Raw genomic sequence first — 13,736 nt, 5'->3', positions numbered from 1 at the left:
CGTTGCTGAATAAGTTACACAAGGCGATGAGCGCCCACTATGGGTTGAGCGCTCTTTTAAACGATTTAGGTGATTTTCTAAAACGGCTACTGCAGATTTTTCTCTTAATTTATGGTATTTCCCCCGGAGGCGAGAAAGCGCTCTCCACGCCCGGCCGCAAGGATCACGACGACGGGGGCAGGCATGAATCCTCCTCCTGATGGAGACGTACAGAAGCGACTTCTGCCAGCACGGAGAGTGCCAGAGTATGCGCATCCCGGGCTTTGGGGAATATCCCGATGGGTGCCCGGATTTGCGCTGTCTCCTCCCTGGACCATCCTAGTTCGTGGAGCTTTTGCAGACGTAACGTGTGGGTTCGATAGCTGCCCAATGCGCCGAGATAAAAGGGTTTTGCCTCTCGCGCGGCCTGCAACACTGGCAGCTCCCGGTTGAGATCATGGCACAGCAAAATGACCGCCGTATCGGTATCGATCTGAGCGCTGGCTGAGGCCGGAAAAAGATCGAAGATATGGCTGTCATAGCCTGTGGCTGCTGCAAGACTCGCGGTTGCCTGCGCCTCAAGAGAACGTCCGTAAATCATCAGCCTGACGCATGGCCTGAACCCCACCTCAAAGCCATTGAGATTCCAGCCCGTTCGGGTTTGCGTGGGCAGGCACACCAGCGATTGAGCTTGCGGATCGTAGTGCAGACCCGCCGGTTTTCTCTGTTCCAGGCGGTTCAGCACGGCGAGCAGAGGCTGTGCCGAGCGTAGTTTATGGAGCGTCAGCGTGATCCCACCGCCGCAGGGCAGAACGATGTCAAACCACGGCGAACCTTCGCCATAGCGAATTTCGCGATCGCAGCCTGAGCCCATCACCTCCAGCGCTTCAAAAGCGGCAGCGGCCTCCACGCAGCCGCCAGAGACAAAACCGCAGTAACGACCATCTTCGCGCACCACCATCTGTGCTCCGAGCGGGCGCGCCGCGCCGCCGCGTATCTCCACCAGCGTCACCAGCACCGCTCCTTTACCGGACATTAGCGCCTCTACGGCGAAGCGCAGAATGGTCCGGTGGTCATCGGTGAGAAACGCCTGCTCTGGCTTATGCCAGTGCTCGTCTTTGTCAAAAAGCGAGTATGACATTGTTCCTCCTTAAACCACATCCGGCAGTTTATCGAGCAGCTTATCCAGAGTGATGGGATAATCCCGTACCCGAATACCGGTGGCGTTATACACCGCGTTGGCGATAGCCGCGCTCACGCCGCACAGGCCCAGCTCACCGACACCTTTGGCCTTCATCGGGGAGGAGATGGGGTCGGTATCATCCAGGAAAATCACCTCCTGTTTTGGGATATCCGCATGAACCGGCACCTCATACCCCGCCATATCGTGATTAACGAAGTAGCCCAAACGGTCATCTACCGCCAGCTCCTCCATCAGTGCCGCGCCCATGCCCATAGTCATCGCGCCAATGACCTGGCTGCGTGCAGTTTTCGGATTCAGAATGCGCCCCGCTGCGCACACGGCGAGCATACGCCGGACCCGAACTTCTCCCGTCGCGCTATGCACGCCGACCTCCACAAAATGCCCGGCAAAGGTCGATTGCTGGTACTCCTTGCTGAGAGTGCCGAACTCAATGCTCTCTTCCGCTGTCAGTCTGCCGCCTGCGGTGGCCTCATGTAGCGTGGCGCTTCGGGTACCGTTGGTAATCTTGCCGTCGGCAAACTGCGACTGCTCAGGATCAAACCCGACCGCCGAGGCAATCATTTCGCGAAGTTTCACACAGGCGGCGTAAACGCCGGAGGTGGAGGTATTCGCGCCCCATTGTCCACCAGAACCCGCAGAAACCGGGAAACTGGAATCGCCGAGGTGAACCGCAACCTGCTCCAGCGGTACGCCAAGCATTTCCGCTGCCGTCTGGGCCAGAATGGTGTAGCTGCCGGTGCCAATGTCGGTCATGTCCGTTTCTACGGTAACGGTGCCATTTTGTTCGAGGTGAACCCGAGCACCCGATTTTTCCAGCAGATTATTGCGAAAGCCCGCCGCAACACCGTGGCCGACTAGCCACTCCCCGTCGCGCACCTGTCCGGGTGTAGCGTTGCGCTGCTTCCAGCCAAATTTATCCGCTCCGGTGCGCAAGCACTCGATAAGCTGACGGCGAGAGAAGCGGCGCGTCGGGTCGGCGGGGTCAACCTGAGTGTCATTCAGGATGCGAAACTCGACGGGATCGATGCCCGCTTTTTCCGCCAGTTCGTCGATCGCGATTTCGAGCGCCATCAGACCGGGGGCTTCGCCGGGCGCACGCATGGCGTTCCCTTCCGGCAAATCAAGCGCGGCGAGCCGCAGGCCGGTATGACGGTTTGCCCCTGCGTAGAGTAATTCGCTTTGCTGTACCGCCGTTTCCGGCGTGCCGCCGGGCAGGTTTCCGGACCAGCTTTCATGTGAGATAGCGGTGATTTTCCCGCTCTGGTCGGCACCGATACGCAGGTGCTGAAGGGTGGCGGGGCGGTGCGTGGTGTTATTGGGAATAGTGGGGCGGGGGAGCATCACTTTAACCGGACGTTTCACCGCACGGGCGGCGAGGGCCGCCAGCAGCGCATCGCTTCTCAGGAATAGCTTGCCGCCAAACCCTCCGCCGATATACGGGGAGATAATACGCACATTCTCCACGGGCACTTTCAGCGTTTTTGCCAGATCGGTGCGGCACCAGTCAATCATCTGATTTGAGGTCCAGAGGGTAAGCTTATTTCCATCCCAGACGGCCATCGAGGCATGCGGCTCCATCGCCATATGGCTCTGGTCCGGGGTCGTGTATGTAGCATCAATTTTCACCGCAGCGGAGGTGAAAGCCCCGTCAAAGTCACCAACGTTTTTATCGGGCGTGTCTTCCGGCGGCTGACTGACGGCCTGTTTCTCGTCCGCCAGGGAGTAAGCTCCTTTATTACGGCGATAGTGCGCCTGCACCAGCGAGGCCGCCGCTCGCGCCTGTTCGAAGGTCTCGGCCACTACCAGCGCAATGGCCTGATGATAGTGCTCAATAGTGGGGCTGCCTAACAGCCTGGCGGTGTTTTTGTCGCCTTTGCCGAGTGCCCCAGCGTTACTGGCGGTAATGACAGCCAGTACGCCCGGCGCTTTTTGCGCGGCGTCCGTATCAAGGGCGGTGAGGCGTCCTTTGGCAATGGCGGAACCGACGATATAGCCATAGGCGGCGTTGGGGGCTTCTTCATGCCATTCGTAGGCGTAGCGTGCCATGCCGGTAGTTTTCAGCGGTCCGTCGATGCGGTCATGGGGACGACCGACAACCTTCAGCTGATCGATCGGGTTTTCCCCTGCGGGTTTATCAAATTTCATGCCTGTGCCCTCGCTTCAGCCAGTACGGAGGCAAGCGTTCGCTTCGCCAACAGGAGTTTAAAGGTATTTTCAGCGGTGGGATGGGCGCTGGCGAACAGCGCGTCATACACGGCCTGCGCCCCCTGGGATAGCTGAGCATCCGCAGCCTCAATGCGCCAGGGCTTATGTGCTACTCCGCCCAGCGCGACGCGCCCGCTGCCGTCAGGCTGAATAATCGCCGCGACCGATACCAGGGCAAAGGCGTAGGAGGCGCGATCGCGCACCTTGCGGTAGATATGTTTTCCGCCGAGCGGCGGAGGTAACGTCACCGCAACGATAAGCTCACCGGGAAGCAGGGCGGTTTCAATGTGCGGCGTTTTCCCCGGTGGGTGATAAAAATCAGCCAGTGTGATACTGCGAGTTTTTCCCTCCGGCGTGATGGTTTCCACCACCGCATCCAGCAACCGCATTGCGACCGCCATATCGCTCGGATGGGTGGCAATGCAGGCTTCGCTTACGCCTACCACCGCGTGCTGACGGCTAAAGCCTTCAAGTGCCGCGCAGCCGCTCCCGGGCAGGCGCTTATTGCAGGGCTGATTGGTGTCGTAAAAATAGGGGCAGCGCGTGCGCTGGAGCAGATTACCTGCGGTGGTTGCCTGATTACGTAACTGACCAGACGCGCCAGCGAGCAGAGCGCGGGAGAGTACCGCGTAATCACGACGCACGCGCTCGTGAGCCGCCAGGTCGGTGTTCCGTACCAGTGCGCCGATGCGCAGCCCACCCGCGTCGGTCACTTCAATCTTATCGAGCCCGAGCCCGTTCACATCGATAAGGTGGGTTGGCGTTTCAATTTCCAGCTTCATCAGGTCCAGCAGATTGGTCCCGCCAGCGATAAATTTTGCGCCGGGTACGCGCTGAGCGCTAAGTGCCGCCTCGGCAGGGGTGTTCACACGTTCATAGGTAAACGCCTTCATGATTTTATCTCCCCCGCAGCATCTTCAATGGCGGCAAGGATGTTAGCGTATGCACCACAGCGACAGATGTTGCCGCTCATACGTTCACGGATCTCATCGGCAGTTCTTTCTGGAGGGGAAACCAAATCGACCGTGACGTGACTGGGAATGCCGTCCTGAATCTCTTTTAGCACCGCTACTGATGAGCAAATTTGCCCGGAGGTGCAGTAGCCGCACTGGAAGCCATCATGCTTGATAAAGGCCGCCTGCATGGGGTGAAGATTCTCTGGTGAACCCAGGCCTTCAATGGTGGTGATCTCGGCCCCCTGATGCATGACTGCCAGCGTCAGGCAGGCATTAAGCCTGCGACCATTGACCAGCACGGTACAGGCTCCGCACTGTCCGTGATCGCAACCTTTCTTGGTACCGATCAGATGCAGATTTTCACGCAAAGCGTCCAGTAGCGTGGTTCGGGTATCCACCTCAAGCTGCTCGGTTTTGCCGTTCACCTTAAGTGTCAGGGGCATTATCTCTGGCGCGGGTGTAGCTGCCGGAACGCTTGCCGCAAGCGTAGAATGAGGATAAACCACGGCGGTCGCCGCCGTTGCGGCGCTCACTTTAATCAGATCGCGGCGGGTCAAACTAAAATCGTGCGGCTCGTGCTTCCCAACCCGATTATCTTCGGGGTATTCGCCTTGGTTGCTCATACCAGGCCTCCGGTATTCTAAAGGGGAAAATAAGAGTGCGTTGCGAGAGTGTTGATGCTTTTTTAAACGTTAAGCATAGTCGGTGAGAGCAGGAGGATTATTCTTAAAACGCGAATGCAGCTATGAGCCCGGCTAATTAATTCATATTCGCCGATGACGGGAGCTAGTTTATTGCTTTAGTTGTGCGATGCAAAAACCGATAAGGAAACCTGTGATTGTCAGCTCTGCATCACCCTGCAAATCGTTGTCACTTCTAACATAAAAATAGGGAGAAATGATGGTGCTTATATTAATTGGCGATTAGTCACCATTGCATTATACAAAACAATACACTTCTTTACATTTATCTTGTTTTATGAATACTCCTGAAGAGGTGTACAACATAATGAAACAAACAGGGTAAATATGAATATATTTGAACAAACTCCACCGAACCGCAGACGTTATGGTCTTGCTGCATTCATTGGGCTAATTGCTGGCGTTGTTTCCGCATTTGTGAAGTGGGGGGCTGAAGTTCCATTGCCGCCACGTAGCCCGGTGGATATGTTTAATGCAGCGTGTGGCCCGGAATCATTAATCAGGGCTGCTGGGCAAATTGATTGCTCCCGTAATTTTCTCAATCCTCCGTATATTTTTCTTCGAGACTGGCTGGGGCTGACAGATCCAAATTCGGCTGTTTATACCTTTGCCGGGCATGTCTTTAACTGGGTTGGTGTTACGCACATTATCTTTTCGATAGTGTTTGCTGTCGGTTATTGTGTGGTCGCTGAAGTATTTCCAAAAATTAAACTCTGGCAGGGCTTACTGGCAGGTGCTTTAGCCCAACTTTTTGTTCATATGATTTCATTCCCTCTCATGGGACTGACGCCACCTCTGTTTGATCTCCCGTGGTATGAGAATGTTTCTGAAATTTTTGGACATTTAGTCTGGTTCTGGTCCATTGAAATTATTCGCAGAGATTTACGAAACAGAATTACTCATGAGCCAGACCCTGAGATCCCTTTAGGCTCAAACAGATAATGCATTGAATGATAAAAATGGCGCAAATGCAGCGCCATTTTTATAGGTTAAAAACATTGTTTTTAACTTTCTGATGCAGATAGCCAGTGAGTACATCGCGCTACTTCAGGATGCTGTAGATCCGGAGAACACTATAGAGGAAGAGGCATTGTTGCTGGCAGATGGAAGAAGTTTCGGGTTTTGTTATCCCTGAAAAACGAAGCCCCGCGATTATAGCTGGCGGGGCAGTGCAATTAATTATTGCATATTTATAACGGTGTCAGCCCGTATTTAGCTCTTGCACGATTGCAAGCCTCATTGACGACTCCGTTCTCACCAGACATGGCGAATTCTCTGCACGTGGACGATCGATTTTTATATATCGTGCAGCAGGCATTTTTGCCCGGTGTTCCTGCAAGGGCAATACATCGGGGGTTTTTCTGATTGGTACCGCTCATGCATCGGTGAAAAGGGGATATTTGTTCAGTGAGCCTGGCGGGAATGGTACCGCCAGCATCGTCGGCTTCGGCCCAGTAAAAAGAGACGCGGAAAAATGCACAACAGGCACCACACGTCATGCATGGATTCAGATTGCTCATAATTCACCAGTACAGCTATAAATCGTAAAGAGAACAGCGGTACATCGTATGTAAGAACGTACCGCGGTTGGCTGGGGAACTTTCGATAGTGTGAGTATTGAATGATTTCCAGCCGTTACCGATTTTACGTACTAATTCGTGAAGAAACCACTCGTTAGCAAGCTGCCTGGCACTTTTCCGTGTCTCCTGAACACTATGGTGTACATATGAGAAAGCCCATCATTACAGGTGACATTGACGATCGCTTCCACATCATTTAAACGATTATTTGAGTCTCTGAGGTGGAATTCTTCCCTCGTCCGATGGATAAGTCTTAGTCCGCCGAAGGGGGCTTAGCAGGACAGGAATCGCTAATCTTAATGAATTTGTCGTTATAGACCAGATAATGATTCCCCGGCTGACGTAACTCAGGCTGATGAACTACGTCTCCCGGACGTAGATACCAGGCGTCGCCTTCCTCTTCGGTCGAATCACATCCTGGTTTAATCAGTAGCTTAAACCACGTGTTGCCGGTGTTACTTACCGTTCCTGTCACTTGGTCGAAGGACCATTTAAACTGAACCTGACGAGGTCGTACTACCAGAATGGTATCCATCACCACCACCGGCTCCGTGCTGACCTCGCCGCCGGTTGGGCTACGTCTTGTCTGGTTGCGAGTGGGGACCTCGCGGAATGAGACCCGGTAGTAGCGCTCGCGGTTATCCTGTGGACCATGATAGTAAAATTTAAAATACTCGCTCTCACCAGCCTGCAATGCCAGCTGGCGGGGAGCGAAAAGCAGTTCACCATCCACCGGTCGAGTGCGCAATTCACTGCTGCCTGGGCTATCGATGGCACTGATGGCAATACGGTATATCCGTGCGCTTTTGTTGTTATTCACTACACGTTTGCTGACAAAGTCAGTCTCGGACGGCAGCGAAAATGTCAGATTGCCGACCGAAATCGCCTGTGTCAAAGGTGCCGCCAGCATACAGACCACTGTCAGCAGCGCCTTAGTTAATGTTACGCCACGTCGCCTGAACATGAATCTCTCCTGAAGCGCTGACTTCGCCAAACCAGCCGTTATCATCTACCGTACGCAGCGAAATGGCGTTATCCATTGGAATTGAAAATTTGACAGTGGTCTTATCCATCTGCCCCACTTCGCCAGAGATATCAGTCCACGGTGTGGTTAGCCACAGCGCATCGGTCATATCCCGCCAGCTATCATCGCACCCGGCATCGTAGGTTTTTGTAGCTCCGTTGCGGGTAATAAAGGAAAGCATCGCCGGGAATGGTACTTTCGCCTTACCGTCATCGGAGCTGAAGACACAATAGGAGCGTCCGCCAATCACCTGCGCGGGTCCGGTCACCTTGATCAGCACTTCGTCGGCAGCTGTTTTACCGCTGGTGGTTACGATATAGCCGAAATCGAGTGCCGGTTCGCCGCTGCCGACATATCCCTCTCGCGACGGTGTCTGAGTATATTCATCGGAGATAATACTGATGCTGAAATCACGGGGTTTGATAATCAGCGTGTTGGAGGTAGAAAATTCATACCAGCCAGACTCCGGTGATGTGGTGTTCTGAAAGCGAAAGTTGAATAGATCTTTGGTGTTGATATCGCTGATCCCCAGGTTCACCATCTGCTTAAAGAAGTTGCTCGAGAAGAAAACATAGATCGAGTCTGCGCTCTTCATCTCGTTGAAGGTGTAGTAATAAGCGGTATTGCTCACCGGTTTCCATGAACTGCCATTCAGACTGAACTGCATATCGTACGCCCCGACGGCCGAGGCCAACGACGAGTTGGCGATCGCCGGGAATATATGGATTGAGGTGTTGCTGAGCCCGTTTGTTTGCAGGGTATAGTTAACCATCTTACAACTTAATCCTGAACGGCTGCCGATGGTTTGCGTCCGGCAGTCGGCGTTCCCTTCCCCCAGAGTCGGTACTCCGTCGCTGTTGATAAATACCTCCGCCAGCGAGTGGGTATTTATCAACCGCAAATTTGCTGCTTTCGTATGGGTGACGTTGCGAACATACCAGTTGCCGGAGGCCTGATCCTTACAGCGCGCGCCGCTGCTGGCGTCATAGTTCACTGAGGTTTGGCAGGCATTGATGGTCATCGTAAAGCTGCTGCCAACGGGCATTTGTTGCAGATACTGGTAAAACGCGTCTGACAACATGCCGTGCATCCACTTCGAGCCGCCGCTGGTCACCGTCGCGCCATAAAATCCACTGGCGTCGGTGGTTTGCGGCAGGATAAGACTGGTGGTCATATTACACCCTGCGTACCAGTTGATGCAGCGCAAGCCAGTTAAAGGAGATGAAACCGGCGAATTTTCCAGCCACATATCAAACTTCCAGTTGGTATAAAGGCCGGTGTTGTAACCGTTATCAATGTAGCCGAGGCTTTGTTGATAGATGGTTCCTGAGCCAGTGTATTTTAAACCGGTCCAGCGGTTGGCACCGGTCAGGCGCGGATCCAGCGCCCCGCCAGGAGTGACGAAAAAGTTGTCGTCTGAGTTGTTTTCGACAAACACAAACTCGCGTGCCGGAGCATCCGCCCAGGTTGTTTTGCTCACTGCAGCTCTGAGCGCGGTTGCTGGCCAGAATAGCGCAAAGATTATCATCGCTATCAGTAGGTTAACTCTCATTCTCTTCTCCTGTCTGCGTCACCGCCGCCCACGATGAGAGGCCGCTGCAGACCACATCACCGACCCAGACGGCACCGCGCGCCTGGTTGAGTTCCAGTGCCACTTCGCAGGTTTTATTGCCACTGTAGCGAAAATCGATAGTGGGGTATTTCTTATCCACGTCCATGACAAACTCGCCGTTTTCATCGGTTCGGGTTCGGCCGATATGGTTGTTAATCCGTGCGTTAGCCAGCAGTGTGCCGTCTTCTGCACGGATACGACCGGAGACGGTAACCATCTGCTTCACCTCTGGCTCAATGACGGCGACATTGCCTGGATAGAGGGTCAGATGGCTTTTGCGGCCGCTGACGATATCGTAGCTGTCGAGTGAGTTTTTGCTGTTCTGCAACTCCACCTCATATCTTCCATAGGGAGAGAGCGGGAGATAGTTACGCTTGCCGTTAAGCGGGAAAATCCGCCCGTTGATTTTGGCGCTGATCTGACCGTCGTCCTCCAGCCCGGTGTTGAATATCACCCCAGCGTTGCCATCAGTCCGCCCGCTGGCAGCGATGTTTTTACCCTGCCAGCCGACGCTGCCATTGGCGGTCAAGTTGGTATTGACGTAGCCGTCCGCCGCGCTATTGACGTTCAGCGTTCCGCTGGCGTAACGAGCGTCGAACTGTGCATACGCCCCACCGCTGAGGGTTTTGTCATCACCGGTATCGCCGGAGATGGCTCGTGACAGATTTGCACCAACAGTGCGAATGGTCCCTTCATCAAACTGCTTGCGTGCTGACAGGTTTGCCATGGAGTAGCCGTTTTGATGAGTCATCCCTGCGCTAAACCAGTTGCCCAGAGGTAGCGAGAGATCGAGAGCGATATATTTTCCTGTATTGGCGTTGCTGTCGCCGTTGTTATAGCGCTGAATACCGGCTCGCAGGCCAAGCGAACCAAAGGTACCGCTGTAGACATTTTGATAGTAATCTGCCGTGTAATAATGGCTGTTGTAACGGCGGTCATCATTGTAGCTGATGCTGAATGTGCCCAGCTTCGACCACAGTGAGTTCAGGTTGAGTGTGCCGCCGATTGCACGGTTGTCGGCATCGCTACGTCGCAATTGATTGCCAATGCGGGTTTTTTCCTGATTAACCCATAGCGAACTAAAGCCTCCCGGTAGAGTGGCGCTGATGCTGCCGATGCTGCTCCATGAGCTGTCACTGGCCAGCATATTTTGCAGGTTAACGTTGATCGCCCCCCCAAGCGGTAGCGTCAGACGGGTTTCACCCACGGCCTGATTATCGTATCCATATCCCGTTGCCGCCCAGCTAAGCGTACTCAGTGAGCCGGAGCTCGAGGCACCTGCTAGCCAGCTATCTTTAGCTGGTCGCGTCTTTTTCCCGTTTTCCGACCAGCGATCCATATGAAAGCTGCCGCCCCATATCTGCCACGCCAGCGGCGCACCGACACCGCGCCCCCGGCTAAACAGCTTATTGACCCGCTGGGTGCGTTTGCTGATCACGCGACCGTTAACGATCACCTCAACTTCCACATCGTAAATACCGTACGGTAGACCTCGGGTATCCACTTCATGATTGCCCATGGTGAAGTTCTGAACACTCAGTAACCGCCCATCACGGGTGAGATGTACTTCGCCCGCTGCAGGTAAAAAGGCGATCACTGGCGTGGCCGACTGGCTGCTGTCGAAGATGGTGGAGCTGGCCTGGTTTCCCCAGGAAAGGCCGTAAATCTTCCCTGCTGAAATGGCGGTCATCGGCCCTAAGGACTGCAAGTTCCAGGTGTCGAGCATTCCACCGGCAAATCGGTGACCAGCAAAATCGCGTTCATACATCGCTTTATATAATTCACTGTCCTGTTGACCGCTACCGATCCCATACAGCGAGCCGTCGAGTACCACATGATGTTCGCGCAGTGCTGTCACGTTATTTAGCGACAGATAGCTGGATGTATTGTTCCCGCCGTTACGCAACTGGTTGTTATAGATGCCGAAGTTATAGCTCAGATTACTGCTGAGGGTGTTAACACTGGATTGCCCGATGTCTTCGCTACGTGAGCGTAGTACGGTGCCCAGTGCTTCGCGCTTGACCACCAGCTGCAGCAGCAGTTGGCGCAAGCTGAGATCCAGCTGCGCGTTGTCAGTCAGGGGGATGATAAGGGCCTCATTGAACGGGGTGTTCGCCAGAGTCATCAGCTGCTGTCGAGTTTGTTCGCTGACACTGGCGTTATCTTCACTCTCTTCCAGCTGTATTTTCCGGATGCGTAACTGTCCATCATCCAACCAGATAAAAGCGCTGCCGATTCGCTGATCGTCCTGGCGACCCTGGCTACCGGCGAGATGAATATAGAGCGGGACGCTCATGCCGTCCTGAAGCGCCTGACTGAAGGCCTGCGGAATAATCACCCCACCTATTTGCTGCGCGCTTATGTCAGCAGCGCTGGCATCGGGTTGAACGAACAAAAAGACCATGCCGAAGGCAAACTGGGCTTTCAGTCCTGGGGAGAACCGTCGTAAAGGCATTGTCGTAATCCATCTGCACAGCTATCTATTTCACGGGAATGAACTTATCACCCTGCCAAAGTGCAACCCGTCCTTTGTTATCCGCCGTGTCCACGCGGGTAAAACGACGCGACTTGCCCGGCATCAGGTAGTAATTCTCTTTACACTCCTTACCATTGGCGGCTTTCAGGCAGGGGCCGTAGGCGAGGATCCGCAGCGTCGCATTTCCTGTATTTGTCAGGGAGCCGTTGGCGTACTGAAAGCGGTAGTTCGCCTGGCGGGGGGCGACGACCAGAATGGTGCCGATGCGGGCGGAAGCAGTGGCCACAGCGCTGCGGTTGGCATTCTCGCGCTGCGCATCACTGAGGGCCTGATCAAACCAGACAATGCGGTAGTAGCGCTCTTTTTCATCTACTGGTCCCTTATAGAAGAAGCGGATCACTTCGCTGGCTTGGGCGGGTAGCAGCAAGCTGGCGGGAGTGAGTAGCAACTCATCCGGCTTGTCCATTGCGATAACCTGCCCGTCGTCAAGCGGTGAAGAGAGCCGTTCGAGACGGATATTGATGAGGCGGCCACTGTCGGTACTGTTTTTGATTGTTTTGCTCAGCGTGCTGCTGTCACTGTTCATAAACGATGATATATCGCCGACATCCAGCGCCTGGGCCGGAGATATTCCGGCAAACAGCAGAGCGAGAGGCAGAAGGTGCTTTTTCATAACAATTCCGTCCAGGAATAAAGCAGGGGGCTACCCCTGCTGATACATCAAAGAGATCAACTGGTCCAGGTAGCGTCGAACTGTACGCTAACGTCGCCGCTCCAGATGCCTTCCGGTAGAGTGCTGTAATCGGTTACTGCGGTGGTACCATTGGTGGTACCGCTGATGATGGAGAAGGTGAAACCATCCTGTGCGGTGGTACGATTGCTGGCATTGTAACCGTTAGCCAGCGGGCTAAGGTTACCGCCCAGTACGCCGTTGGCGGTATCGATCATCACGGTATCGCCAGTTTTTTCGACTGCCGCGCCGTTATAATCCACGCCCACATTCAGTGTGGAACCTGAGGTATCCAACTGGGTTAAGGTGTTGGTGATAAGACGTGAGGTCAGTTTAAAGGCGGTAGCCGTTGAGTCACCCTCAATAGCCACGTCAAATAGACCTTTCTGTGAGTTAAAGCCTTTAATGCCTTCGGCATACTGGAACGCCAGGCTACCGAGTGGCGTCACAACCAGTTTACTGGTGGTGTCTTTTTTGGCTGTTGCCGACCAGGTCGCTACAGCCTGAGCTGTTACGTCAGCAGCCTGCGCCACACCCATGCCGGTAAACACCGTTACCAGAGCTATTGCCAGAACCTTTTTTTTCATTGCTTTTCTTCCCGAGTTAAATTGAGGACATGATGTCCCTGTGAGTCATTTTTTAAAACTAACTTGCCTGGAGTTTACGGAACCAACTTATATATTTTTGAGTACAGCTTGGCCTCAGCATTACGCCGATGGGTATACACTGTCTTCACACTACAATTTTCAATTCTGGCAATCGATTTAGGCAGCATTCCCTGGGCCGTCATGCGGATAATTTCCATTTCCCGGTCAGTGATTTTATCTTTCTTAATATCTTTTTTGAGAAACCTGCCATTAATCACATAGGCCAATTCGTTTCTAATATCACGACTCAGCCCAGCGTATACCACGCCCCTAATATTGCTGTTGTAATACCAATAATTTGCTAAGGCTTCTGACTTTCTGGCCGCAATCAATACGACCTGTTTCCCCTTTACCGCGGATAACCATTCGTTATCACGGTTTATAAACTCAGTTAAAGAATCCGTATTGAGATTGATAAACACGAAATCTTTTCTAATTTTCTCCAGCGATAGATAAATTAATCTGTCGATATCCACAATCAGTTCAGAGAGTCCTTTATAGAAGTAGGCGTCATGGGGAGACCAGATGTATTTATCAGAACGGTTTTGATATTCCATATGGTTTTTAACCTCATAGTCCCTGCTGTAATCATTTTGCCATGTCACTACTTTCCAAACCTGTA

Annotated in this window: 12 protein-coding genes; 1 reads left to right on the top strand and 11 read right to left on the bottom strand. The window is 53.5% G+C overall.

All coding sequences use genetic code 11. The features are described 5' to 3' along the window. Positions 1 to 163: 163 nt before the first annotated feature. The 4 genes from paoD to paoA are packed head-to-tail and all read right to left on the bottom strand — an operon-like array spanning position 164 to position 4,967. On the bottom strand, positions 164 to 1,120 hold the full coding sequence (paoD, locus tag AABJ99_RS18400; RefSeq protein WP_105278653.1) for a molybdenum cofactor insertion chaperone PaoD: 957 nt from the start codon (positions 1,118 to 1,120) through the stop codon (positions 164 to 166). Between the two features lie 9 nt (positions 1,121 to 1,129). After that, complete coding sequence (gene paoC / locus AABJ99_RS18395; protein WP_105278652.1) at positions 1,130 to 3,328, bottom strand: aldehyde oxidoreductase molybdenum-binding subunit PaoC; 2,199 nt, start codon at positions 3,326 to 3,328, stop codon at positions 1,130 to 1,132. After that, positions 3,325 to 4,281 (bottom strand): aldehyde oxidoreductase FAD-binding subunit PaoB, encoded by a 957-nt coding sequence (paoB, locus tag AABJ99_RS18390; protein WP_000643332.1) that lies wholly within the window; start codon positions 4,279 to 4,281, stop codon positions 3,325 to 3,327. Before paoB ends, paoC begins: the two co-directional genes overlap by 4 nt. Then, positions 4,278 to 4,967, bottom strand: a complete 690-nt coding sequence (paoA, locus tag AABJ99_RS18385; protein ID WP_000070682.1) for an aldehyde dehydrogenase iron-sulfur subunit PaoA — start codon at positions 4,965 to 4,967, stop codon at positions 4,278 to 4,280. The genes paoB and paoA overlap by 4 nt, the downstream gene beginning before the upstream one ends. Positions 4,968 to 5,372: 405 nt before the next feature. Here paoA and yagU point away from each other — a divergent pair, with 405 nt between their 5' ends. After that, positions 5,373 to 5,987 (top strand): YagU family protein, encoded by a 615-nt coding sequence (yagU, locus tag AABJ99_RS18380; protein WP_001019923.1) that lies wholly within the window; start codon positions 5,373 to 5,375, stop codon positions 5,985 to 5,987. Positions 5,988 to 6,235: 248 nt separating this feature from the next. Here yagU and ykgJ read toward each other — a convergent pair whose 3' ends face one another. From ykgJ to ecpR, 7 genes are all read right to left on the bottom strand, one after another. Further along, positions 6,236 to 6,565, bottom strand: a complete 330-nt coding sequence (gene ykgJ, locus AABJ99_RS18370; RefSeq protein ID WP_001303809.1) for a YkgJ family cysteine cluster protein — start codon at positions 6,563 to 6,565, stop codon at positions 6,236 to 6,238. 313 nt (positions 6,566 to 6,878) lie between these two features. After that, a complete protein-coding gene (gene ecpE / locus AABJ99_RS18365; protein WP_001361803.1) occupies positions 6,879 to 7,589 on the bottom strand; it encodes a fimbrial chaperone EcpE in 711 nt (236 codons plus the stop codon). Continuing rightward, positions 7,558 to 9,201, bottom strand: a complete 1,644-nt coding sequence (ecpD, locus tag AABJ99_RS18360; RefSeq protein WP_105270906.1) for a fimbrial adhesin EcpD — start codon at positions 9,199 to 9,201, stop codon at positions 7,558 to 7,560. The genes ecpE and ecpD overlap by 32 nt, the downstream gene beginning before the upstream one ends. Beyond that, positions 9,191 to 11,716: a fimbrial usher EcpC gene (ecpC, locus tag AABJ99_RS18355; RefSeq protein ID WP_338387400.1), complete on the bottom strand. Its 2,526-nt coding sequence runs from the start codon at positions 11,714 to 11,716 to the stop codon at positions 9,191 to 9,193. Before ecpC ends, ecpD begins: the two co-directional genes overlap by 11 nt. Positions 11,717 to 11,741: 25 nt before the next feature. Beyond that, positions 11,742 to 12,410 (bottom strand): fimbrial chaperone EcpB, encoded by a 669-nt coding sequence (ecpB, locus tag AABJ99_RS18350; RefSeq protein ID WP_105278648.1) that lies wholly within the window; start codon positions 12,408 to 12,410, stop codon positions 11,742 to 11,744. A 56-nt stretch (positions 12,411 to 12,466) separates the two neighbouring features. Then, the gene (gene ecpA, locus AABJ99_RS18345; RefSeq protein ID WP_000730972.1) at positions 12,467 to 13,054 is read right to left on the bottom strand and encodes a common pilus major fimbrillin subunit EcpA; all 588 of its coding nucleotides are present in this window, start codon (positions 13,052 to 13,054) and stop codon (positions 12,467 to 12,469) included. Positions 13,055 to 13,128: 74 nt separating this feature from the next. Next, a complete protein-coding gene (gene ecpR / locus AABJ99_RS18340) occupies positions 13,129 to 13,671 on the bottom strand; it encodes an ECP biosynthesis operon DNA-binding transcriptional regulator EcpR (RefSeq protein ID WP_024166199.1) in 543 nt (180 codons plus the stop codon). Between the last annotated feature and the right edge of the window lie 65 nt (positions 13,672 to 13,736).

It is taken from the genome of Escherichia coli, from assembly GCF_036503815.1.
Classification (GTDB): domain Bacteria; phylum Pseudomonadota; class Gammaproteobacteria; order Enterobacterales; family Enterobacteriaceae; genus Escherichia; species Escherichia coli_F.
The sequence above is the reverse complement of the archived record's forward strand: the minus strand, read 5'-3'. Positions and strand labels throughout refer to the sequence as shown.